The 19,672-nt window shown below is 52.6% G+C and carries 19 protein-coding genes; 12 read left to right on the top strand and 7 right to left on the bottom strand.

Going from position 1 to position 19,672, the window contains the following annotated elements:
* Window positions 1–168 precede the first annotated feature (168 nt).
* Window positions 169–1,326 (top strand): D-alanyl-D-alanine-carboxypeptidase/endopeptidase AmpH, encoded by a 1,158-nt coding sequence (gene ampH / locus AC791_RS07040; protein WP_049839767.1) that lies wholly within the window; start codon window positions 169–171, stop codon window positions 1,324–1,326.
* Between the two features lie 3 nt (window positions 1,327–1,329).
* On the opposite strand, the gene AC791_RS07035 is transcribed toward ampH, so the two are convergent.
* On the bottom strand, window positions 1,330–1,956 hold the full coding sequence (locus AC791_RS07035; RefSeq protein ID WP_049839766.1) for a helix-turn-helix domain-containing protein: 627 nt from the start codon (window positions 1,954–1,956) through the stop codon (window positions 1,330–1,332).
* A 95-nt stretch (window positions 1,957–2,051) separates the two neighbouring features.
* Complete coding sequence (locus tag AC791_RS07030; RefSeq protein WP_049839765.1) at window positions 2,052–4,991, bottom strand: autotransporter outer membrane beta-barrel domain-containing protein; 2,940 nt, start codon at window positions 4,989–4,991, stop codon at window positions 2,052–2,054.
* A gap of 579 nt (window positions 4,992–5,570) precedes the next feature.
* Between AC791_RS07030 and hemB the strand changes: the two genes are divergently transcribed.
* A complete protein-coding gene (gene hemB, locus AC791_RS07025; protein WP_049839764.1) occupies window positions 5,571–6,548 on the top strand; it encodes a porphobilinogen synthase in 978 nt (325 codons plus the stop codon).
* A gap of 102 nt (window positions 6,549–6,650) precedes the next feature.
* Here hemB and AC791_RS07020 read toward each other — a convergent pair whose 3' ends face one another.
* Genes AC791_RS07020 through AC791_RS07010 form a run of 3 tightly spaced genes read right to left on the bottom strand, consistent with a single transcriptional unit; the run spans window position 6,651 to window position 9,166 of the window.
* Entirely contained in the window at window positions 6,651–7,463 is an 813-nt protein-coding gene (locus AC791_RS07020) for a MetQ/NlpA family ABC transporter substrate-binding protein (RefSeq protein WP_049839763.1), read from the bottom strand.
* A 19-nt stretch (window positions 7,464–7,482) separates the two neighbouring features.
* On the bottom strand, window positions 7,483–8,151 hold the full coding sequence (locus AC791_RS07015) for a methionine ABC transporter permease (protein WP_049839762.1): 669 nt from the start codon (window positions 8,149–8,151) through the stop codon (window positions 7,483–7,485).
* Window positions 8,144–9,166, bottom strand: coding sequence for a methionine ABC transporter ATP-binding protein (locus tag AC791_RS07010; protein WP_049839761.1), 1,023 nt, complete (start codon window positions 9,164–9,166; stop codon window positions 8,144–8,146). Before AC791_RS07010 ends, AC791_RS07015 begins: the two co-directional genes overlap by 8 nt.
* Window positions 9,167–9,547: 381 nt before the next feature.
* On the opposite strand from AC791_RS07010, the gene AC791_RS07005 reads away from it, so the two are divergent.
* The 5 genes from AC791_RS07005 (at window position 9,548) to AC791_RS06985 (ending at window position 12,972) form a co-directional block, all read left to right on the top strand.
* Complete coding sequence (locus AC791_RS07005; RefSeq protein WP_049839760.1) at window positions 9,548–10,366, top strand: ABC transporter substrate-binding protein; 819 nt, start codon at window positions 9,548–9,550, stop codon at window positions 10,364–10,366.
* Between the two features lies 1 nt (window position 10,367).
* Complete coding sequence (locus AC791_RS07000) at window positions 10,368–11,186, top strand: amino acid ABC transporter ATP-binding protein (protein ID WP_049839759.1); 819 nt, start codon at window positions 10,368–10,370, stop codon at window positions 11,184–11,186.
* Window positions 11,183–11,935 (top strand): amino acid ABC transporter permease, encoded by a 753-nt coding sequence (locus tag AC791_RS06995; protein WP_049839758.1) that lies wholly within the window; start codon window positions 11,183–11,185, stop codon window positions 11,933–11,935. The genes AC791_RS07000 and AC791_RS06995 overlap by 4 nt, the downstream gene beginning before the upstream one ends.
* The gene (locus AC791_RS06990; protein ID WP_049839757.1) at window positions 11,935–12,636 is read left to right on the top strand and encodes an amino acid ABC transporter permease; all 702 of its coding nucleotides are present in this window, start codon (window positions 11,935–11,937) and stop codon (window positions 12,634–12,636) included. The genes AC791_RS06995 and AC791_RS06990 overlap by 1 nt, the downstream gene beginning before the upstream one ends.
* 87 nt (window positions 12,637–12,723) lie before the next feature.
* Entirely contained in the window at window positions 12,724–12,972 is a 249-nt protein-coding gene (locus AC791_RS06985; protein ID WP_049839756.1) for a glycine zipper domain-containing protein, read from the top strand.
* A gap of 84 nt (window positions 12,973–13,056) precedes the next feature.
* Here AC791_RS06985 and zinT read toward each other — a convergent pair whose 3' ends face one another.
* Window positions 13,057–13,707 (bottom strand): metal-binding protein ZinT, encoded by a 651-nt coding sequence (zinT, locus tag AC791_RS06980; protein WP_049839755.1) that lies wholly within the window; start codon window positions 13,705–13,707, stop codon window positions 13,057–13,059.
* A gap of 340 nt (window positions 13,708–14,047) precedes the next feature.
* On the opposite strand from zinT, the gene AC791_RS06975 reads away from it, so the two are divergent.
* From AC791_RS06975 to AC791_RS06955, 5 genes are read left to right on the top strand one after another with little or no spacing between them, the layout of a single operon-like run.
* The gene (locus AC791_RS06975) at window positions 14,048–15,289 is read left to right on the top strand and encodes an MFS transporter (protein WP_049841559.1); all 1,242 of its coding nucleotides are present in this window, start codon (window positions 14,048–14,050) and stop codon (window positions 15,287–15,289) included.
* Window positions 15,290–15,306: 17 nt separating this feature from the next.
* Window positions 15,307–16,470 carry a mandelate racemase/muconate lactonizing enzyme family protein gene (locus AC791_RS06970; protein ID WP_049839754.1) on the top strand — a complete coding sequence of 388 codons (1,164 nt, stop codon included), beginning with the start codon at window positions 15,307–15,309 and terminating at the stop codon, window positions 16,468–16,470.
* Window positions 16,464–17,360: a dihydrodipicolinate synthase family protein gene (locus AC791_RS06965; RefSeq protein WP_049839753.1), complete on the top strand. Its 897-nt coding sequence runs from the start codon at window positions 16,464–16,466 to the stop codon at window positions 17,358–17,360. The genes AC791_RS06970 and AC791_RS06965 overlap by 7 nt, the downstream gene beginning before the upstream one ends.
* Complete coding sequence (locus AC791_RS06960) at window positions 17,357–18,253, top strand: 2-dehydro-3-deoxygalactonokinase (protein ID WP_049839752.1); 897 nt, start codon at window positions 17,357–17,359, stop codon at window positions 18,251–18,253. Before AC791_RS06965 ends, AC791_RS06960 begins: the two co-directional genes overlap by 4 nt.
* Window positions 18,240–18,836 (top strand): 2-dehydro-3-deoxy-phosphogluconate aldolase, encoded by a 597-nt coding sequence (locus tag AC791_RS06955; RefSeq protein ID WP_049839751.1) that lies wholly within the window; start codon window positions 18,240–18,242, stop codon window positions 18,834–18,836. Before AC791_RS06960 ends, AC791_RS06955 begins: the two co-directional genes overlap by 14 nt.
* On the opposite strand, the gene AC791_RS06950 is transcribed toward AC791_RS06955, so the two are convergent.
* The gene (locus AC791_RS06950; protein WP_049839750.1) at window positions 18,816–19,508 is read right to left on the bottom strand and encodes a helix-turn-helix domain-containing protein; all 693 of its coding nucleotides are present in this window, start codon (window positions 19,506–19,508) and stop codon (window positions 18,816–18,818) included. The two genes, AC791_RS06955 and AC791_RS06950, sit on opposite strands and share 21 nt — an antisense overlap.
* Window positions 19,509–19,672: the final 164 nt, after the last annotated feature.

Genomic DNA, 19,672 nt, shown 5'->3' with positions numbered 1-19,672 from the left:
ACGGCTAATACAGAAGCAGAGTGGCGTCGTTATCACTCGTTATAAAAGAGAACATTTTCGGCGAAGTGATTTGCCTGGCAGCATGGTTCACCTGAAAGACGCTTTGCAACAGTGAATGAAGTAGTATAAATAGGCATAGTTTTCTTAATTTATTGATGGGTTCCCTTGTTGAAACGTTGCCTTTTTCTCTTTGCCGCCCTTTATGCGGCCACATTGCCGGCGGCTTATGCCGCGCAAACGTCACCCGACCCGGTTTTTGCATCCGATATTGTCGATCGTTATGCCGACCATATTTTTTATGGCAGCGGGGCCACAGGGATGGCGCTGGTCGTTATTGATGGCAATCAGCGGGTGTTTCGCAGCTTCGGCGAAACGCGACCGGGGAACAATATCCGCCCACAGCTTGATTCAGTGATCCGTATCGCGTCGTTAAGTAAATTAATGACCAGTGAAGTGCTGGTGAAATTACTCGATCAGGGCATCGTTAAGTTGCACGATCCTTTGAGTAAGTATGCCCCACCGGGCGCGCATGTTCCGGGCTATCAGGGTACGCCCATTACGCTGGTGAATCTGGCCACCCATACCAGTGCGCTACCGCGTGAACAACCGGGCGGGGTGGCAAATCGTCCGGTTTTCGTCTGGCCGACGCGCCAGCAGCGCTGGAACTGGCTTTCAACCGCGACGCTAAAATCGGCGCCGGGTTCGCAGGCAGCCTACTCTAACCTGGGGTTTGATTTACTGGCAGATGCGCTGGCAAGCGCCGCGGGTAAATCTTATCCGCAGCTGTTTGAGCAGCAAATCACTCGCCCGCTGGGAATGAAAGATACGACGTTTACCCCGTCGCCGGATCAGTGTAAGCGCCTGATGGTTGCCGAGAAAGGCGCCAGCCCGTGCAATAATACACTGGCGGCTATCGGCAGCGGCGGCGTTTATTCTACGCCTGACGATATGATGCGCTGGATGCAGCAGTTCCTGTCTTCGGATTTTTACACCCGTAACGATCAGGCAGACAGAATGCAGACCCTGATTTATCAGCGTACACAATTGACGCGTATCACTGGCATGGATGTCCCCGGCAAGGCTGACGCACTGGGCATGGGCTGGGTTTACATGGCACCCAAAGATGGCCGACCGGGGATTATTCAAAAAACCGGCGGCGGCGGTGGATTTATCACGTATATGGCGATGATCCCTCAGCATAATATCGGTGCGTTTGTGGTAGTCACCCGCTCGTCGCTCACCCGTTTTGTCAATATGAGCGACGGCGTGAACGATCTGATAAGCGAGCTGAGTGGTAATACACCGAGAGTGGTACCCGCGTCTTAACGCTTAATAATCATAAGGCAAGCGGTTAATCGCAACCAGTTTGCCTTTATGCATTTGAATGTACTCTCCGCGTCGCAGTGCTGAAAGCACTTCGGCAATGACCGATCGGGATACGCCCGTACATCGTTGAATATAGTTGATGACGCCCGTGCGTAAGCGCAATGATTCGTCCCACTGCGCCATTGTTAATAATGTAGAGCGTATCTGGTTATAATTACTGGTGCCGATAAGACGCATATCGCGCATTTCCAGCATACGATGCTGCCAGGTAAGCCAGTAGAAAGCCTCTCGCCACAAGCCGCCTTCTTCTATTAGCGTCAGCGTTTTCGATGCCGGCAGACAATAGCCACAGCACTCGCCTTCCGTGCTGATAGTGTAGTCGTTAGTATTTTTTATCGCGTCAGCAGACAGGCCAACAATGAATGGAGCACTGGCGAAACCGAGCATGATATCGTTAGACTTACGGCTTAAAGAGATAACACCCTGCTGGAAAACAACGGTGCTGTTTTGGGACTGGAAGTCCGGGAAAGGAAAAGATTCGCCTTCGTAACAGTGGAAGCGAGTACCATATAATGATAGATGTTTATCAAGCGCATTAAATTCGTTAAGCGGTTTATTCAGATTTGTCATTACTCTGCTTTCCTTGCGAAAAATGCCCGTCATATCCATGACAGGCATTGAAACAAAGAGTAAAACAGGAGCGTTAACTCCCCCTCAGCACCCGATTACCAGGTGTATTTAACACCTGCATTTGCTGCCCAATCCTGATCAACATCGCCGCCGCCTACATAGGTAACACCGGTGTTAGCACTAAAGTTCTTAGTGAAGCTGAACTGGCTCCCCAGACCAACCCGTACCGCAGAGCCTTTAACGCCGTTATCGATGTTATCACCATTGACATCGGAATCGTTGTCGGAGTCGTCGTATACGTAGGCCAGTTTGAAGTACGGCGTCAGAGCCTGGTTGCCATAGTTGAAGGTATAGCCAGTATCAATACCCGCTTCATAACGCAGGCTATCGTAATCCTGACCGCCGATATTCGCGTCATTGCTCAGACGATAGCTGTCGCCGGACTGGAACAGACCGTTGATGCTGGCGTAAGGGGTGGCGTAGCCAGATTCGTTAAGTTTCCAGTCGTAACCCAGTTTCAGACCAAAGCCCCATGCATCAGCGGTAGTGTTGCCATCAACATAGGCACCATTGCTCATGTTTGCCGTCAGATCGTTATCGAAACGGCTGTAGTTCAGGTTGCCATCGATAAAAACGTCGTTCGCGAAGCGAGAAGAAGAGTAGAGATAAGCAGACTGACTGTCTTGATCCACCTGGCCAGTACGGTCGCTCATGTCACCTTTTGCGAAGGCTGCGGCCGCACCGACGATCCACTTAGCATTGTTGCCGTCAACTTTGGTATCAATACCGACCATGATGCCGTTAACGTCCTGATCGTAGTTGATAGTACCGTTATCACCCTCGAAGCTACCGCCGAAGTAGCTAACCCATGCGCCACCGTTGTCTGCAAAACCATGACGTGCAGTGGTCAGACGATCGGACAGAGTATCCTGTTGCAGATTCCAGATATTGGTATTTGCAGAGGGAATGCTCAGCGCCATGTTCGCGTAGTCGGTCAGCTCCATCTGGCGCAGTACAACCGTATTGCCTTCTTGCTGTGCCTGATAGGTGTAAGCACCCAGGTCAGCTTTGTTAGCCGCGCTAAAGGTCGCATCGGTGTTTACATCGTCAACATAGATAATCTGCTTACCTTTGTAGTCAGCAATAGCGCCAGCACCAGTCGCATCGTCGATACGCACTTTGTAATTACCGGTTGCGGCTACAACGTTGTCACCACTACCCGCATAAACATTGTCAGTGCCATCAACTTCATCGTTGTTGGTGTTGAGGTTACCGTTACCGTTAATGGTCAGGTGGCCATCGGAGTTCATCGCGATAGTACCGTAACCATAGTTAGCCTGAGTTTTATCGTTAGTACGATTGTTCACCAGGTCAGCATTCAGCACATAGTCATTGCTATGGATGTTGAACACCCCAGAGTTAACATCGTCATTGCGGTGAACAACGTCAGCACTGGTCAGGTTCAGCGTGTCAGTTTCAAACAGGCTGGAAGCGCCGGTATTGCTGGTTTGCACATCCAACATACCCCCGTTGGTCACGGTGATATGGTTGGTGTACAGCGCTGTATTATCAGTACCGGCCGCCGCGCTAACCTCGTCAGACAGCGTTACCGTACTGTATGAGTCAATGGTCAGGTTATCTGTGCTAACAGCACCATCTTCGCTAATGTTCAGGGCAGAACCGTCTTTCAGGATGATGCTGTCAGAGGTCAGCATCGAGCCATCTGCTACATTGACCTGCGAACCACTGTTGATAGCCAGTGAATCGATCAGCGAATCTTTGGTGGTATCCCACTCAGAGCCGTTGTTAAGTACAACGTCGAAAATGCCGCTCTGGAAGATGTTGGCGTTATCCGTACGGCCCCATGAATCATAAGAATAAGAGGCATAAGGGTCGAGGCTGTTTGCCGCTACATCGATGAAATTTTCAGAGGCAACTTGCTGATAATTATTGTAAGCAGCGCCAACCCATTTGCTGTTGTTCAGCGTCAGAGTCAGGCGATCAACGTTTTGATCGTCAGCCGCCCAGCCACCGTGAGTCCAGGTATCTGTCGTGCCGTCGACCAGGTGTTTCGTCGGATCGAAGTTATTATTGAAGGTGCTCTGGACATAAACGTCACCGAGCAATTCTGAGTTAGTAAACGTCGCAGTGTTGACCATACGATAATCAGACGTTGCATCATCAATAAAGGCTAATGCTGTATCATCGCTAAAGCCATGGGAGCTGGCAGTACCAGAATAATCACTCGGTTCTGCAGAATTACCGAAATGGCTATTGCTGTTGTCACCTTCGTTCCAGGACAGAGAGCCAGATGTGACGGTAGAGTTTTCAACGTTAACGTTGTTATCCCACTGATGATCGCCATTAACGTAGGTATCGTTCGCATAGCTGCCATCAGTCTGAACTAATGCAATTCCTGCGACGTGCGAGTTATTGGTCACATTGACGTTGCTTTCAACGCCTAATGTAACGGCAACGCCCAGACCGGCGGTATTTAACTGGTCATAATCGGTATTAGTGGTTACACCATCGCTGTCCAGATAGTTATCGGTAAAATAAAACGCTTCGAAGTCATCATCAATGATTGAGCGATCGACATTCAGCGTGAAGACATCACCGTCTACCCAGTTATGGGTGGTATAGTCTGCGTCGTTATAGCCAGGAAAAGTAAAGTTCTCTGAACCTACCGGAGCCGATGTAATCATTCCATGAATAGTGGAATTGGTTACATTTAATGTATTAGTATCCGTTGTATAATCGTCATTCAGATACCGGGTAGAGATAACACCGTTTACGGTATCATTATTGAATGTCGCGTCGAGATAATTGCTGTTATCCGATGTGGTGTTGTAGACATAACCGCTGTAGGTCAGATAGTCAGTATCTGTGTTGGTGTTGATCCAGTCATATTGCGTCTGAACATCATCATGATAACCAAACATATCATAAGTGGCCGCATTTGCCTGAGAAGCGATTGCCAAAGTGCAGGCCAATGCTAATTGAGATACTACCAGTTTCTTTTTCCAGGTTTGCATTTGTCATCCCTCCTCAGGGACGTATCTAGTTGATCCATCAATTACCAATGCAATCAAAATAAGTAATATTATATTGCGCACTGAATTATGCGTGTTTAGAGGGAGAAGGTTCAATTAATCTTTACGCAAAGTCCCGAAACGGACAAGCATCGTTTCATATATACAAAAACAAAATAATTCAGAATTTAATGAATCAACAAACACATTAAAAAAATCATTGTAAACATGAGGTTAGCAATAAAACCCTGTAATCTTCGCCCACAACCTCCTTTAAATTAAAAAAATGCATTCACATAATATATAATTCATCGGTATGGTTTCACACGGATGTACTCTCGCGCTTAAACAGCCACAAGAAACGTTGCTTTTATTTTCATTAATTATTTCTTTAATACATAATATAAACATTACAAACCATGATAATTATATTTATCATATTTATCAAAAAACGCGCTTTATTCGCACTATGGTATTTATGGCCTATTCCACTCGCGACGTCGCTAAAAGACAACTTTGGTAAAACATCTACGTGATAACTAAGGTACAATAACGTTATATTTTACCAACATCAGGCACAACATGACCGATTTAATCACCCGCCCTCGTCGCCTGCGCAAGTCTCCCGCGCTGCGCGCAATGTTTGAAGAGACAACGCTGAGTCTGAATGACCTGGTATTGCCTATCTTTGTTGAAGAAGAGCTCGATGAGTTTAAGGCTATCGACGCGATGCCGGGCGTGATGCGCATTCCGGAGAAGCATCTTGCCCGCGAAATCGAGCGTATTGCTAATGCTGGCATCCGCTCGATAATGACTTTTGGGATTTCTCATCATACCGATGCCACCGGTAGCGATGCCTGGAAGGAAGACGGGCTGGTTGCCCGCATGTCACGTATTTGTAAAGAGGCTGTCCCGGAAATGATCGTCATGTCCGATACCTGTTTCTGCGAATACACCTCGCATGGTCATTGTGGCGTGCTGTGCGATAGCGGTGTAGATAATGACGCGACCCTTGCCAATCTTGGTAAGCAGGCTGTCATTGCTGCCGCCGCAGGTGCGGATTTTATCGCTCCATCTGCGGCCATGGATGGGCAAGTGCAGGCTATTCGCCAGGCGCTGGACGCCGCCGGTTTCTATGACACCGCCATCATGTCCTACTCCACCAAATTTGCGTCTTCCTTTTATGGTCCCTTCCGTGAAGCGGCAGGAACCGCGCTTAAAGGCGATCGTAAAACGTATCAGATGAACCCGATGAACCGCCGGGAAGCCATTCGTGAATCGCTGCTGGATGAGGCACAGGGTGCAGATTGTCTGATGGTAAAACCTGCTGGTGCTTATCTTGATATTTTACGCGATATCCGTGAGCGTACCGATTTACCGCTGGGCGCATATCAGGTAAGCGGCGAATACGCGATGATTAAGTTCGCGGCGCAGGCCGGAGCCATTGATGAAGAAAAAGTGATTCTGGAGAGTTTAGGATCGATCAAACGGGCGGGTGCAGATCTGATCTTTACCTACTTTGCACTTGATCTGGCGGAAAAGAAAATCCTCTCTCGCTAAGAAATGATATTGTCCGGCGATGGCTTTGCCTTGCGCGGACCTGAAATGAGCGGGAAGAGAAACAAGATGCCATCCGCTCCAGGAGCGGATGGCATAACATAATCAGTTATTAACCGGGATAACCGCGCCTTTATATTTCGTGCGGATCCAGTCCTGAATTTCTTTCGAGTGAAGCACTTTCACCAGCTCAACAATATCTTTTTTCTTCTCGTCGCCGCGATGCACGGTAATGATATTGGCGTACGGGTTGTTCTCACCGCTTTCAACCGCGATAGGATCGTGAACCGGGTCCAGACCAGCATCAATGGCGTAGTTGGCGTTAATCACTACCGCATCACCTTCATCATTGTTATACATCTGCGGCAGCAGTGCGGCTTCGACGTTCGGCTGGAACTTCAGCTTTTTCGGGTTTTCCACGATATCGCTGATACGCGCGCTGACTTTGTCGATGCCCGGCTTCAATTTGATAACGCCCTCTTTTTCGAAGATGGTCAGAATACGACCCTCTTCGGATACCGCATCACGCATAATCACTTTTGCGCCCTGCGGCAAATCCTTCAGCGACTTGTATTTTTTAGAATAAATACCGATCGGCTCAATATGAATAGCCCCGGCGCTGACGAAATCAAAGGTCTTATCGCCGGCATGATCTTTCAGTACGCTGTTCAAATAGGGAATATGCTGGAAATAGTTAGCGTCGATATCACCGCTGGCCAGCGCCGTATTTGGCAGGATGTAATCCTGGAAGGGTTTAATTTCCAGATCGATACCCTCTTTCGCCAGAATAGGTTTAGCCTGCTCCAGAATTTCAGCGTGCGGTACGTTAGATGCGCCCACGGTCAGCGTATCTGCCCATGATGCGAAGCTAAAGGCGCTTAAGGTTGCTGCGGCGATCAATGTCAGTGTTTTAGTCATGATGTTGGTTTCCGTATTATTAGCGTTTGTCTAACAGAGAGGTAATAACGTCGCCGCAGAACTGGATGATGAAGACGACGATCAAAATGGTCACCGTCGCCACCAGCGTGACGTCGCTATGGTTGCGCTGGAATCCTTCCAGATAAGCAAGATTTCCCAATCCACCTGCGCCAATCACTCCGGCCATTGCGCTGTAGCTCACCAGCGCAATCAGTGTCACCGTAATCCCCGACACCAGGGCTGGAGAGGATTCAGGCAGTAAAACCCGAAAAATTAACGTACTCAGGCGTGCGCCCATTGAGCGCGTCGCTTCAATCACACCTTTATCGACTTCACGCAGGGCAATCTCTACCAGCCGCGCGTAGAACGGCGCGGCGCCGACAATCAGCGCAGGTAATGCCGCATTTGCGCCGAGGATCGTGCCGACAATTGTTTTGGTGAATGGGATCAGCAGTACGATCAGGATAATGAACGGAATAGAGCGGAACACGTTCACGATAATCGAAATCACGCTGTACAGCGCCCGATTCTGAAACAGCCCGCCGCGCGCCGTCAGGAACAGCGCCAGCCCAAGCATAATTCCCAGCACAAAAGTTGCGACGCCAGAAATGGCCGTCATGTACAGCGTTTCCTGCGTGGCGGCCCATAATTGCTCCCACTTCAGATGGGGTAACAGTTGATCAAGCATGTTTAATTACCTCGCATTCAATATCGCTGTGCTGCAAATCCGCGAGGATATTATTGAGCTGATCCTGGTTTGCAATAACGTGGAGCCATAATTGTCCAAATACGCCGTGAGCCGTCTGAGACATCTTGCCGTGCAGAATATTAAACGGCAGCCCGTAGCGCAGCGTCAGTTCTCCCACGACTGGCTGATGGGTACTTTGCCCGGTAAACGTTAATTTAATTACCGCTCCCGCCAGATCGCTGGTCAGTTCCGGGTTGAATGCTTCTTCTTCTTTGTACTGGCTTACCTGGCGCACAAACTGACGGGTGATCGGCTGCTGCGGACGCGTAAACACGCTCAGTACCTCGCCCTCTTCGACCACCCGGCCATTTTCCATTACCGCGACCCGATCGCAGATCTTTCTCACCACGTGCATTTCATGGGTGATCAGGACGATCGTCAACTTAAAGCGACGATTAATATCCAGCAGCAAATCAAGGATCTGATCGGTAGTTTGCGGATCAAGGGCCGACGTTGCCTCATCACACAATAGTACGTCCGGGCTATTGGCTAACGCACGGGCAATGCCGACGCGCTGTTTCTGCCCACCGCTAAGTTGTGAAGGATAGGCATCTTCGCGCCCGTTTAACCCCACCAATTCAATCAGCTCGGCAACCCGTGCACGAATTTGTGCTTTTGGCGCCCCGGCGATCTGCATTGAAAAAGCAATATTCTCTCGCACGGTACGTGACCACAGCAGATTAAAGTGCTGAAACACCATGCTGATCTTCAATCGAGCCTGACGCAGCGCCTCGCCTTTTGCCAAAGAGATCTCATGGCCATTAATGGTCACGCTGCCAGTGCTCGGTTTTTCCAGCCCGTTTAACAGTCGGATCAGCGTACTTTTACCCGCGCCGCTGTAGCCAATAATGCCGTAAATCTGCCCTTGTTCGATCGTTAAATCTACGTTATCCACGGCGACAACCGGGGTCTTACCGTGGTCAAAAATCTTCGAAATATTTCTGAGTAGGATCATCTTATCTGTTTATCCGATGCTTCTTATCTGTGGCGTAACGCTGGTGCGAATGGCAGTTTAGCAGTATAGACTTCCATATGGTAGCCATAAACATACATGAAACGATGTTTGTATAGCAAAATTTATTATTTGCTAAGACAGGATTTTCGGGGGCAGGAAATCACTCACATTGATGCGACTAACATACTGCTAATGGCCTGGATACAGGCGCTGAATCTTCCATCAGCGAGTATACCTGCACTCATTCAATTTACCTGATAATAACATCGTATTTACTTATAGTTTTTCTGACATAAATAAGCACTTTTTCTTCTTTGTCGTCGGTAAGACATTGTGGGAGCGTAGCGACAGAAAATAAAAACAGAGTACGCAGAGGAATCTATGGCAGATAAACGAAATGCATTGAAAACGCTGGTCCTGGCAACAGGATTGCTGACGCTCGGTACAGCAGCGCACGCCGATCAACTGGCGGATATTAAAGCCGCAGGCGTGGTGAAAGTCGCCACCTTCGACGCTAACCCGCCGTTTGGCTCCGTCGATCCTAAAAGCCATGACATCGTAGGTTATGACGTGGATTTTGCTAAAGCGCTGGCTAAAGCGCTCGGCGTGAAGCTGGAGCTGGTAGCCACTAACCCGGCAAACCGTATTCCGCTGCTGCAATCCGGTAAAGCGGATTTGATCGTGGCGGATATTACGATTACCCCGGAACGTGCTCAGGTAGTAGATTTCTCAACGCCCTATTTCGTCACCGGCCAGCAATTCCTCGTGCCGTCATCGTCTGCGGACAAGCTCGACGAGTACAGCCGCGCACGCATTGGTGCCGTAAAAGGCACCACCGGCGAACAGGCGCTGCACCAGCGTTATCCGCAGGCGCGGGTGCTGTCTTATGACGACATTCCGCTGGCGCTAACTGCGCTGCGCAACGGTAATGTGCAGGCCATCACTCAGGACAGCACCATTCTGGCAGGCCTGCTGGCAGAAGCGCCCGACAAAGCGAAGTTTAAGATCCTGCCGGATCTGCTGAGTAAAGAAGAGATCGGCGTCGGCGTTAAAAAAGGCGAAACGGCGCTGCTGAAAGCGGTTAACGATGAGCTGGTTAACCTGGAGAAAAACGGCGAGGCCGCCAAAATTTATGACGTCTGGTTTGGTCCTTCAACCAAAACGCCGCAGCCACGTTCATTCACTATCGAAGCACAGTAATATGCTGTCAGGTTTCTTTTCTCAATCCGCAGCCGGGTCTGCGGATTTTTCACGTCTGGAAAATGCCAGCGTGGAGTTTCGCGACGTGGTGAAAGCCTTTGGCGATCAGCGCGTATTAAACGGTATCAACTTGACGATAAACCCTGGCGAAGTGGTGGCGATCCTCGGCCCTTCCGGTTCGGGAAAATCAACCCTGATTCGCCTGATCAATCAGCTCGAATCGCTGAGCGATGGTGACATCCTGATCGACAATAAATCGACCCGACAATTATCGGGTCGTGCCCTGCGCCAGCTGCGCAGTCGGGTCGGATTTGTGTTCCAGCAATTTAATTTGTATGCCCATCTTAACGCGGTGCAAAACATCAGTATGGCGCTGGAAGCGGTCCATGGCTGGAGCAAGGCGGCGGCCCATACCCGCGCGCTGGAACTGCTGAATCAGGTAGGGCTGTCGGATAAGGCGCAGCATATGCCCTCCCAGCTTTCGGGCGGTCAGCAACAGCGGGTGGCGATTGCCCGCGCCCTCGCCTCGTCTCCGCAAATCATTCTTTTTGATGAACCAACGTCGGCACTGGATCCGGAGATGATCGGTGAAGTGCTGTACGTCATGAAAACGCTGGCGCACAGCGGGATTACCATGATTGTGGTGACGCATGAGATGCAGTTTGCCCGTGAGATAGCCGACCGGGTGGTATTTATTGATGGCGGGGAAATCTGCGAAATAGCGCCGCCTGCGGCGTTCTTTACCCGGCCGGATCATCCTCGCGCCCGGCGTTTTCTGCAAAAAGTGCTGGACCCGCTGCATCAGGAGCGCCCGGCATGACGCTGCTACTCGACTGGCAGGGCGTGCTGACCGGGCAGCCTCTGCAATGGATTATTTCCGGTTTTTTGACCACGTTATGGGTGACGGTCGCCGGTATTTTACTGGCAACAATCTTAGCGGTACTGTTTCTGGGGCTGCGTACAGGTGGTGGGCGCGTCGGCTACGTAGTGGTCGCTGCCTGGGTGTCACTGTTTCGCAATACGCCGCTGCTGGTCCAGCTCCTGTTCTGGTATTTCGCCGCGTGGAATTTGCTCCCACTGGCGTTCCGCGATTTTATTAATGCCGATCATCCTGGGGCCATTCTGCCGGGTAATGTCTGGTGGCTGACGCCAGAGTTTATCTGCTCGGCGTGGGGGCTGGCGGTATTTACCTCGGCCTTTCTGATTGAGGAGATTGAGTCCGGTCTGCGCGCGGTGGCGAATGGGCAACGCGAAGCGGCGGTAGCGCAGGGATTTTCTACGTGGCGATTGTTCCGTTTGATCCTGCTGCCGCAGGGGCTGGCCAATGCCTGGCAGCCGATCGTCGGCCAGTATCTGAATCTTATGAAGCTCTCATCGCTGGCGAGCGGGATTGGTTTTGCCGAGTTGACCTATCAGGTCCGGCAAATTGAGAGCTATAACGCGCACGCCCTCGAAGCCTTCGCCGTCGGCACGGTGCTGTATCTGCTTACCGGCGTGATTGCCGGTGGGATCCTCGTCCGTCTGGGACCGAAACATGCCCGCACGGCGACGAAAAAAAGGATGGCCTGATGCTGGAAAATTTGACCGTTATTACCGATAACCTCGACTATTTATTGTGGGGACGGCTGGCTGACGGGCAGCCTGGCGGCGTAGTGCTGACCCTGCTGATGGCGCTGGGCGCAGCTATTCTTGCCCTGCCAGGCGGCGTGGCGCTGGCCTGTGCCGCCTGGCGCTATCCGGGGATAATACGGCGCGTGCTGTTTTTATGGGCAGAACTGATCCGTGGTATTCCGCTGATATTTGTCATTTTCTGGCTATGGTATTTACTGCCGATGCTGACCGGGAGCGATCTGCCAGGTGCAGTGACCGTTACTCTGGCGCTGGCATGGTTTACCGCCGCCTCAGTAATGCATTCAGTTCTCGCCGGACTCGACGCGCTACCGGTCGGGCAGTACGAAGCGGCGCAAACGCAGGGGTTTACCGCGGGCCAGACGCTGCGGCTTATCCTGTTGCCACAGGTCATGCGCAATGTGCAGCCGTCGCTGGTGGGTATTTTTATCAGCCTGCTGAAAGACACGTCGCTGGCATTTATTGTTAACGTGCCTGAACTGACGACGGTGGCAGGCCAGGTCAATAACCGGGTACAAATTTATCCCACGGCGATTTTTATTTTTACTGGCGTGGTTTATTACCTGTTATGTAGCGGCGTGGGCCTGATGACAAAACGCTGGAAGCCGCGTGATCCCCGCTTTTCCCTGGCTCAACGTTAAACGAAGCGATGAGAATTTTCTGGACTTGTCACACACTGCGTTAAGGGCTTCTATACTTATTCTACACACGTACCTAAGGAGCCTGACATGTTTGAGAAAGCAGAAAATAAAGTAAACGAAGCTGCGGGTAAAGCGCAGGAAGTTTTTGGTCGCGCAACCGACCGTCATGATGACACCGTAAAGGGCGCTACGCGCAAATACGCATCGCAGGCAGGCTATGCGGTACGTGATGCAGCAGATACCGTGCGCGATCAGGTTTCTTCTAATCCGCTTGGCGGTCTGGCTATCGCCGGTGCAGTCGGCGTCGTACTGGGCTTCCTGCTCGCCCGTAAGTAATTTCAGACCTCGTTATCTATCAGGACCGCCCCGGGCGGTCCTTTTTTTTGCCTGATGTGCGCCTCTGCGGCAGGCGTATCAGGATTAATGATGCAGCATCTCGTCAACCACCTGCTCATCGGTTAACTGGTATGGATAATACGTCGGCCAGTTATCCATCTCGTTAAGCAGCGCTTCCTGCGAGGTATTGCCCATAAAAATATGATAGTGCGCTGACGGGCGCGGGGCGATGGTGTGATCGCTGAACTGGACAAATTTCGGCGCGTGACTGTTGGCGTCTTTACACTCAAACAGATAGCGCACCCCTTTCTTACCGGAGGTATAGGTCAGGATCTTATGTCCGGCATACTCATATTTGCAGCTACTGACTTTATCGCCGGTATGAAATTCCATCACGCCGTTTTCAATGCCGATAGTGTCCACATCGGTACGATAGCCCTGACGGTAATACGCTTTGTATTCAGCGGCGCTTTTACTGCTCTCTTTCTGCGCTTTTTTTTCAAAGACCGGGTCCAGCTTGCCGCTTTCCAGCAGCGGATATACTGATTGCCATACCCCATCCCAGTCCGACAGCGACCTGTCTTTTACGTTTTTATCGTCAAAGATGCCTTCTGCCGCCTTCTGCTCTACTTCACTTAATGGTTTACCGTGTGAGTGATGCGCATGTGAAAGTGCCTGACCGCTGACCAGCAGCGCACCCAGCGCCACTGCTATTTGTTTAAAATGAACCGTCAAAATTGTTTCCCCGTGTTAATGTCGCCATTTTTGTTACAATATAACATAACTATTATTAACACAACGGATCTCTTTAATACGATCGCATACTGCATCTTTTGGCAATTGCTTCACTATATGAAGCAATTTTCATCACTAATCTTTGATAAACCTCACGCAACCCGTCACCGCATTCGCCAGCCTCGCGGCAATCCCTACACTCAGCGTACAGATAACAACAACATCACACCGATGGTTACCCTGCTGACCGGGAGGTTACATGCAACAAACCGATATTCACTACGCCGGAGACGACGCTGCCGGGCAGCAGAAAGTTCCGCGCCGACGCACCGCAAAAATCATGCTGTCGGCCGGCGTCGGCCATTTTATTGAGTGGTTCGACTTCGGGCTATATGGCACGCTGGCGGCGATCATTGCCAATAATTTCTTTGTTAGTAACGATCCGGCGGTGGCGCTGCTGAAATCCTTTGCCGTTTTTGGATCGGGTTTTCTGATGCGTCCGCTGGGCGGTCTGTTCTTCGGATCGATGGGCGATCGTCAGGGACGACGTAAAGTGCTGGTGACGGTGATCGTCATTACCTCAATATCCACTTTTGTAATGGGGATCCTGCCGACCTGGGAACAGGTAGGCGTTCTTGCACCGATCCTGCTGGTCATCACACGTCTGGTTCAGGGATTTGCCGCGGGCGGCGAAAGCTCTGGCGTCATCACCTATCTGGCGGAAAGCGCATCACCAAAACGTCGGGCAACGCTGACCTGCTGGAGTGAGAACTTCAGCTTTATGGCCTTCGTCTGCGGCTCCGGGCTGGTGCTTTTTCTGACCCATATGCTGGGTGAAGCGGCGATGAACGACTGGGGCTGGCGTATCCCCTTCCTGCTGGCCGCCCCGCTGGGCCTTGGCGGGCTGTATATGCGACGCAATATGGAAGATTCCGCCGAGTTTCATAAACTGAAAGCCAGCGGCAAACTGGAAAAATCACCGTTGCGCAAAACCCTGTCGACCTCCATGCGCGCCCTAATGTTCTGTACCGGTTTTGTGGTGGTTAAAGCGGTGAGCAGCTGGGTTCTGCAATCGTTTATGCCGGGCTACCTTTCCACGCACCTGCACTACAGCCGGACGGATTCCTATCTGATCACTACCCTGGGTCTGCTGAGCGTTGCCGTCTGTATGCCGCTCACCGGCTACCTGTCCGACCGCTGGGGGCGACGTCCGCTGATGCTGATGGGCTGCGGCGGATTCATTCTGCTGACCTGGCCTGCGATGTTGGTCATGAGCCAGGGGTCGGTTCCCAGCGCCATTGCCGCCATGAGTATGCTCGGCGTATTTGTCGCCATGTTCAACGGCGGCTGCGGCGCGGCAATGGTGGAGCTGTTCCCGACGGCGATCCGCTACGGCGGCATCGCGATCGCCTATAACCTCACCGTAGCAGTGTTTGGTGGGGTAACGCCGCTGGCATCAGCAAGCCTGATCGCCTGGACCGGCGATCCGCTCTCTCCGGCATGGTACGTCATGATCACCGCCGTTATCTCTTTCATTGCCGTGTGGTTCGCTAAAGAAACCGCCGGAAAGATCCTCGATTAATGTCACCGGGAGGTGTTATGAAGATAAGCCACGTCGAGTGTTTTCCGCTCAAAATTACGCCGGAGCAAGTCTATCTGGGCGGCGATGCCGCCGACGCATCGACGGATTACTACTACCGTCCCGAGTACCGCTGCGTTTATTCGCGCAAGATGGAAACCTGTCTTGTCAAAATCACCACCGATGATGGTCACGTGGGCTGGGGCGAAGCGCTGGCCCCGGTTGTCCCGCAGGTAATTGCTGAATTGATCACACAACTGTTTACACCGCTCCTTATTGGTCACTCTCCCTTCTCCAGTGCGGTGCTGAACAGCAAAATGTATGACGCCATGCGCGACCGGGGGCACATTACCGGATACCACATTGATGCGCTGGCGGCCGTGGATATCGCGCTGTGGGATCTGAAAGGCAAAATTCTGAATCTGCCGGTCTGGCAACTGCTGGGCGGCGCGTACCGTGAAAGCATCCCCTGCTACGTTTCCGGACTGCCTGAGCCGACGCTGGACGCCCGCTGCACGCTGGCCAGACGCTGGCAGGAAAAAGGCTTTACCGCGATGAAGCTGGCGCTGGGCTATGGCGTAAAAGAGGACATTGCCAACGTGCGCGCCATTCGCGAAACGCTGGGTGACGATGCGCAGATATTTCTTGATGCCCACTGGAACTACAGCGTCGCGCAGGCGGCTGAGCTTGCCACCGCGCTACACCCGCTGGGGCTGGGATTTCTTGAAGCGCCGCTGCTGCCGGAGGATATTAGCGGACACCGCGAACTGCGCGCCAAAAGCCCTGTACCGATTGCGCTCGGCGAAACGGAGCGCACCCGCTATCAGTTTAAGCCGTTTATTGAGCAGCGCGCCGCCGACATCCTGCAACCGGATGTCGGGCGTACCGGGATCAGCGAATTAATGCATATTGCGGCGCTGGCCGAGACCTGGAATATTCAGGTCGCCCCGCACCTGAGCGTCGGGCTGGGCCCCTGTATCGCCGCCTCTATTCACGTGGCTGCCGCTATTCCGAATCTCTTTATGCTTGAGTACCAGCCGCCGGTATTTGCTATCGCCAATCAGCTTCTTAACACGCCGCTTATCTGCGAGCAGGGACATTATCAGCTCCCGCAAACGCCGGGACTGGGAATTGATATCAATGAACAACGGGTACGCGAATCCGTGATGGGGGCAACATGTTAAAGGGTAATGTGCCAATTCTGGCGACCGCATTTGATGATAATGGCGACGTGGATTTTGCGTCAATTGAACGGCTGGTGAGATTTCTGCTGGATCAGGGCGTGGACGGGCTGGCCCTGTTTGGCAATGCCTCTGAAGGCTATGCGCTAACCGGCAGCGAAAAAGAGGCGCTTTTTGCCTGCGTCAAACGTCTGACCGGAGATTTACCGCTGGTGGCGGCGGCGGGCGGAGCATCGTCAGCAGTGGCGATTGAAGATATTCAGCGGGTTCAGCGCTGGGGGGCGCAGGTGGCGATGGTCAACCCGCCGTCGGTGGTCAAACCCGGCCCCCAGGAGATTTACCACTTCTGGCGCGATATCTGTCAGGCATGTGACATCGATATCATGATCCAGGATGCGCCGCTGATGACCGGCGTCACGCTGCCAGTGCCGACGCTGGTCACCCTGTGCCAGGACTTCCCTTCTATCAAATACATCAAAGTAGAACAGCCGCCGACGACGCTGAAAATTACCGCCCTGAAAGCGGCACTGGGCGACAGTGTTGGGCTGTTTGGCGGTCTGAACGCCGGTTTTCTGTATGAGGAGCTGCGGCGCGGGATTATCGGCACCATGCCTGCCTGCGAATTTCCCGATGTCATCAACGCTATTTTGCAGGCCTGGCAGCAGGATCAACGTGAGGCGCAGGCCTTATTTTACCGTTACCTGCCGTTTTTACGATACGGCGTTCAGCCAGGCATCGGCGTTGCAGTGCACAAGACCGTGCTACATCAGGCCGGGATTTTCGCCACCGACGTCGTGCGGGAGCCTGCGAAACGCATTGATGAGGTGACGCGGGACGAGCTGCGCGATCTGACGAATACCCTGGGGCTGGCGGCGCTGGAGGGCGGGCGATGAACTATATTGCCGTCGACTGGGGCACCAGTAATTTTCGTGCCATGAGCGTTCGTAATGGCGAGGTGATCCGCACGGTGCAGGACACCTGCGGCGTCGGAAAATGTCAGCGGGAAGAACTGCCGACGATCCTGCGTCAGCAGTTGTTACGCCTTGAAGAGGCGTGGGATGCGCATTTACCGGTGCTGCTGTGCGGCATGATCGGCAGCAACATTGGCATCGCTGATGCAGGCTATCTGCCGCTGCCGCTCAGTTTTCGCGACTTAACCGGTAAAGGCCAGCCGCTTACCGGCATTTTGTCCGGGCCGCTCACCCTGCGCCCCGGCATCTGCGACCGGCGCACGCATGAGATTTGTCGCGGCGAGGAGATGCAGCTTGCCGGTGCGCTGACCCTCACCGACAGCACCACCTTCGCCGCCGTCGGCACGCACAGTAAATGGATGACGGTCGATCGTTCGCTGCAGCGCGTTGACAGCCTGCAAACGCTGATGACCGGTGAACTCTATCATCTTGTCCTGAACCAGTCGGTGGTTGGAAAAGGACTCCCCACGCAGGTTGCCTCGCCGGATGCCTTTCTCGACGGCGTGGCAACCGCGCAGGCCATTGATCGCCATGAGAAGACGCTGGTCAGCGAACTGTTCCGCTGTCGGGGGCGCTATATTCTTGGCGATCTACCACCGCAGGCAGCGGGTTCATGGCTGTCCGGCTTATTAATTGGCCACGAAATACTGCAGGGCCATCCACGTCGTACATCTGTCTGCTATATCGGCAGCCGCGAACTGCTGCCGCATTATCAAACGGCCAGCGCGGCGCTGGATCTTCCCTGCTCGGTGGTGGAGGCGGAAACGGCGCTGATTGCCGGACTGAATGAGGTTTTTCGTCATGATAATGGCTAGCCGCATTGTCGCCATTCTGCGCGGCATTACGCCGCCGGAATGCGTGGAACATATTGCCTGTCTGCGCGATCACGGCATTACGGCCATCGAAATCACCACCAATTCGCCTGACTGGGAAACCAGTCTGAGGCGGGTGCGTTCCATTTTTGGTGACAACGTGCAGCTCGGCGCAGGTACAGTATTAACGCCGTCGCAGGTCGACACCTGTGCGCAGGCCGGCGCGGAATTTATCCTGACGCCAAATCTGGATCTGCGGGTGGTGAAGGCGGCAAAACAGCGCGGCCTGCGGATCTGCGCAGGGGTTTTCACCGCCAGCGAGATTTTTACCGCCTGCGAGCATGGAGTAGATGTGCTAAAGGTTTTCCCGGCCGCGGCTCTGCCGCTGGATTTTCCGCAGTTAATCAAAGGGCCGCTGTCGACCCCGGCAATCTTCTCAGCGGTAGGCGGCGTTAACAGCGAAAATGCCACCGCATATCTTCGTCATTATGACAGCGTCGGCATTGGCTCAGCGCTTTATCGGCCGGGTCAGCGGGTGGCGGTTACCGCAAAACACTGTGCGTTATTACTGAACGGCGGGGAATGATTCCCCGCTAATCTTGCGAGCAGCCGAGACTAAAAACTGGCGCAGGCTGTCGATATTGAGGGTGTCTCCCTGAATATTCGACAGCGCAATCGCCGCCTGCATCCCCGGAATAATACAGGCCAGCCGATAATCGCCCGGTCCATAGGCTTTACCAAATACCTGATGGTGTCTGGCTTCGTCGATATCTTTTTTCAGCAGCTGGTAATCATGAATACCGAGGCGGTCAATAATTTCCTCATCGCTCATGGTCGCCAGCAATTTAATGCCAATAACCGAATCCCGCACCGGAAAAGATTCATAATTGCCAATCGCCCGGGCAATGCTTTTGCCACCGCGAGTATGCAGTAAATAAACCACTTCTTTACCGCTCAGCACGCCTATCACAATCGATACCGAATGGCTGCCGGTTTCCTCCAGCATATCCAGCACGGCGGTATAAAACGCCGAGTTATGAATGGCGCTGGCGGACAGGCGGTGAACCCCCATCCCGAGACTGTATTTTCGTTTGGCATTTCGCTGCACCATGTCCAGTACCAGTAGCGTTTGCATCAGCCGGGTAACTTTCGCTGAGTCGAGATCCAGTATCCGGCCAATTTCGCGGATGCCAAACGGCCGTGAGCCGGCTGCCAGCAGATTAAGGCAGCGGAACGCATCGTAAACGGTACTGTTCATGGTGCTCGCCTGTTAAGAGAAAGTGGGTAATTTTGACGCGATCCGCCTCCGTCAGGCCAGTCTATTTTGCCTAAACCGCGAGGGATCAATCACGATTTACGCAAAGAGAGCTACTATTACGCCCAGCGATTGAAAAAAGAGGCAGCGGAATCCGGGAGAATGCT

Origin of the sequence: Klebsiella sp. RIT-PI-d (genome assembly GCF_001187865.1) — a bacterium.
In the GTDB taxonomy this organism is placed as follows: Bacteria; Pseudomonadota; Gammaproteobacteria; order Enterobacterales; family Enterobacteriaceae; genus Superficieibacter.
The sequence above is the reverse complement of the archived record's forward strand: the minus strand, read 5'-3'. Positions and strand labels throughout refer to the sequence as shown.

Excerpts from the sequence above, each read along its gene's own strand:
- AC791_RS07010 (WP_049839761.1), bottom strand. The coding sequence starts at position 9,166 with ATGATCCTACTCAGAAATATTTCGAAGATTTTTGACCACGGTAAGACC.
- AC791_RS06955 (WP_049839751.1), top strand. The coding sequence starts at position 18,240 with ATGATAATGGCTAGCCGCATTGTCGCCATTCTGCGCGGCATTACGCCG.
- AC791_RS06985 (WP_049839756.1), top strand. The coding sequence starts at position 12,724 with ATGTTTGAGAAAGCAGAAAATAAAGTAAACGAAGCTGCGGGTAAAGCG.
- AC791_RS07030 (WP_049839765.1), bottom strand. The coding sequence starts at position 4,991 with ATGCAAACCTGGAAAAAGAAACTGGTAGTATCTCAATTAGCATTGGCC.
- AC791_RS06990 (WP_049839757.1), top strand. The coding sequence starts at position 11,935 with ATGCTGGAAAATTTGACCGTTATTACCGATAACCTCGACTATTTATTG.
- hemB (WP_049839764.1), top strand. The coding sequence starts at position 5,571 with ATGACCGATTTAATCACCCGCCCTCGTCGCCTGCGCAAGTCTCCCGCG.
- AC791_RS07005 (WP_049839760.1), top strand. The coding sequence starts at position 9,548 with ATGGCAGATAAACGAAATGCATTGAAAACGCTGGTCCTGGCAACAGGA.
- AC791_RS07000 (WP_049839759.1), top strand. The coding sequence starts at position 10,368 with ATGCTGTCAGGTTTCTTTTCTCAATCCGCAGCCGGGTCTGCGGATTTT.
- AC791_RS06995 (WP_049839758.1), top strand. The coding sequence starts at position 11,183 with ATGACGCTGCTACTCGACTGGCAGGGCGTGCTGACCGGGCAGCCTCTG.
- AC791_RS06965 (WP_049839753.1), top strand. The coding sequence starts at position 16,464 with ATGTTAAAGGGTAATGTGCCAATTCTGGCGACCGCATTTGATGATAAT.
- AC791_RS06975 (WP_049841559.1), top strand. The coding sequence starts at position 14,048 with ATGCTGTCGGCCGGCGTCGGCCATTTTATTGAGTGGTTCGACTTCGGG.
- AC791_RS06960 (WP_049839752.1), top strand. The coding sequence starts at position 17,357 with ATGAACTATATTGCCGTCGACTGGGGCACCAGTAATTTTCGTGCCATG.
- AC791_RS07015 (WP_049839762.1), bottom strand. The coding sequence starts at position 8,151 with ATGCTTGATCAACTGTTACCCCATCTGAAGTGGGAGCAATTATGGGCC.
- AC791_RS06950 (WP_049839750.1), bottom strand. The coding sequence starts at position 19,508 with ATGAACAGTACCGTTTACGATGCGTTCCGCTGCCTTAATCTGCTGGCA.
- AC791_RS07020 (WP_049839763.1), bottom strand. The coding sequence starts at position 7,463 with ATGACTAAAACACTGACATTGATCGCCGCAGCAACCTTAAGCGCCTTT.
- AC791_RS07035 (WP_049839766.1), bottom strand. The coding sequence starts at position 1,956 with ATGACAAATCTGAATAAACCGCTTAACGAATTTAATGCGCTTGATAAA.
- AC791_RS06970 (WP_049839754.1), top strand. The coding sequence starts at position 15,307 with ATGAAGATAAGCCACGTCGAGTGTTTTCCGCTCAAAATTACGCCGGAG.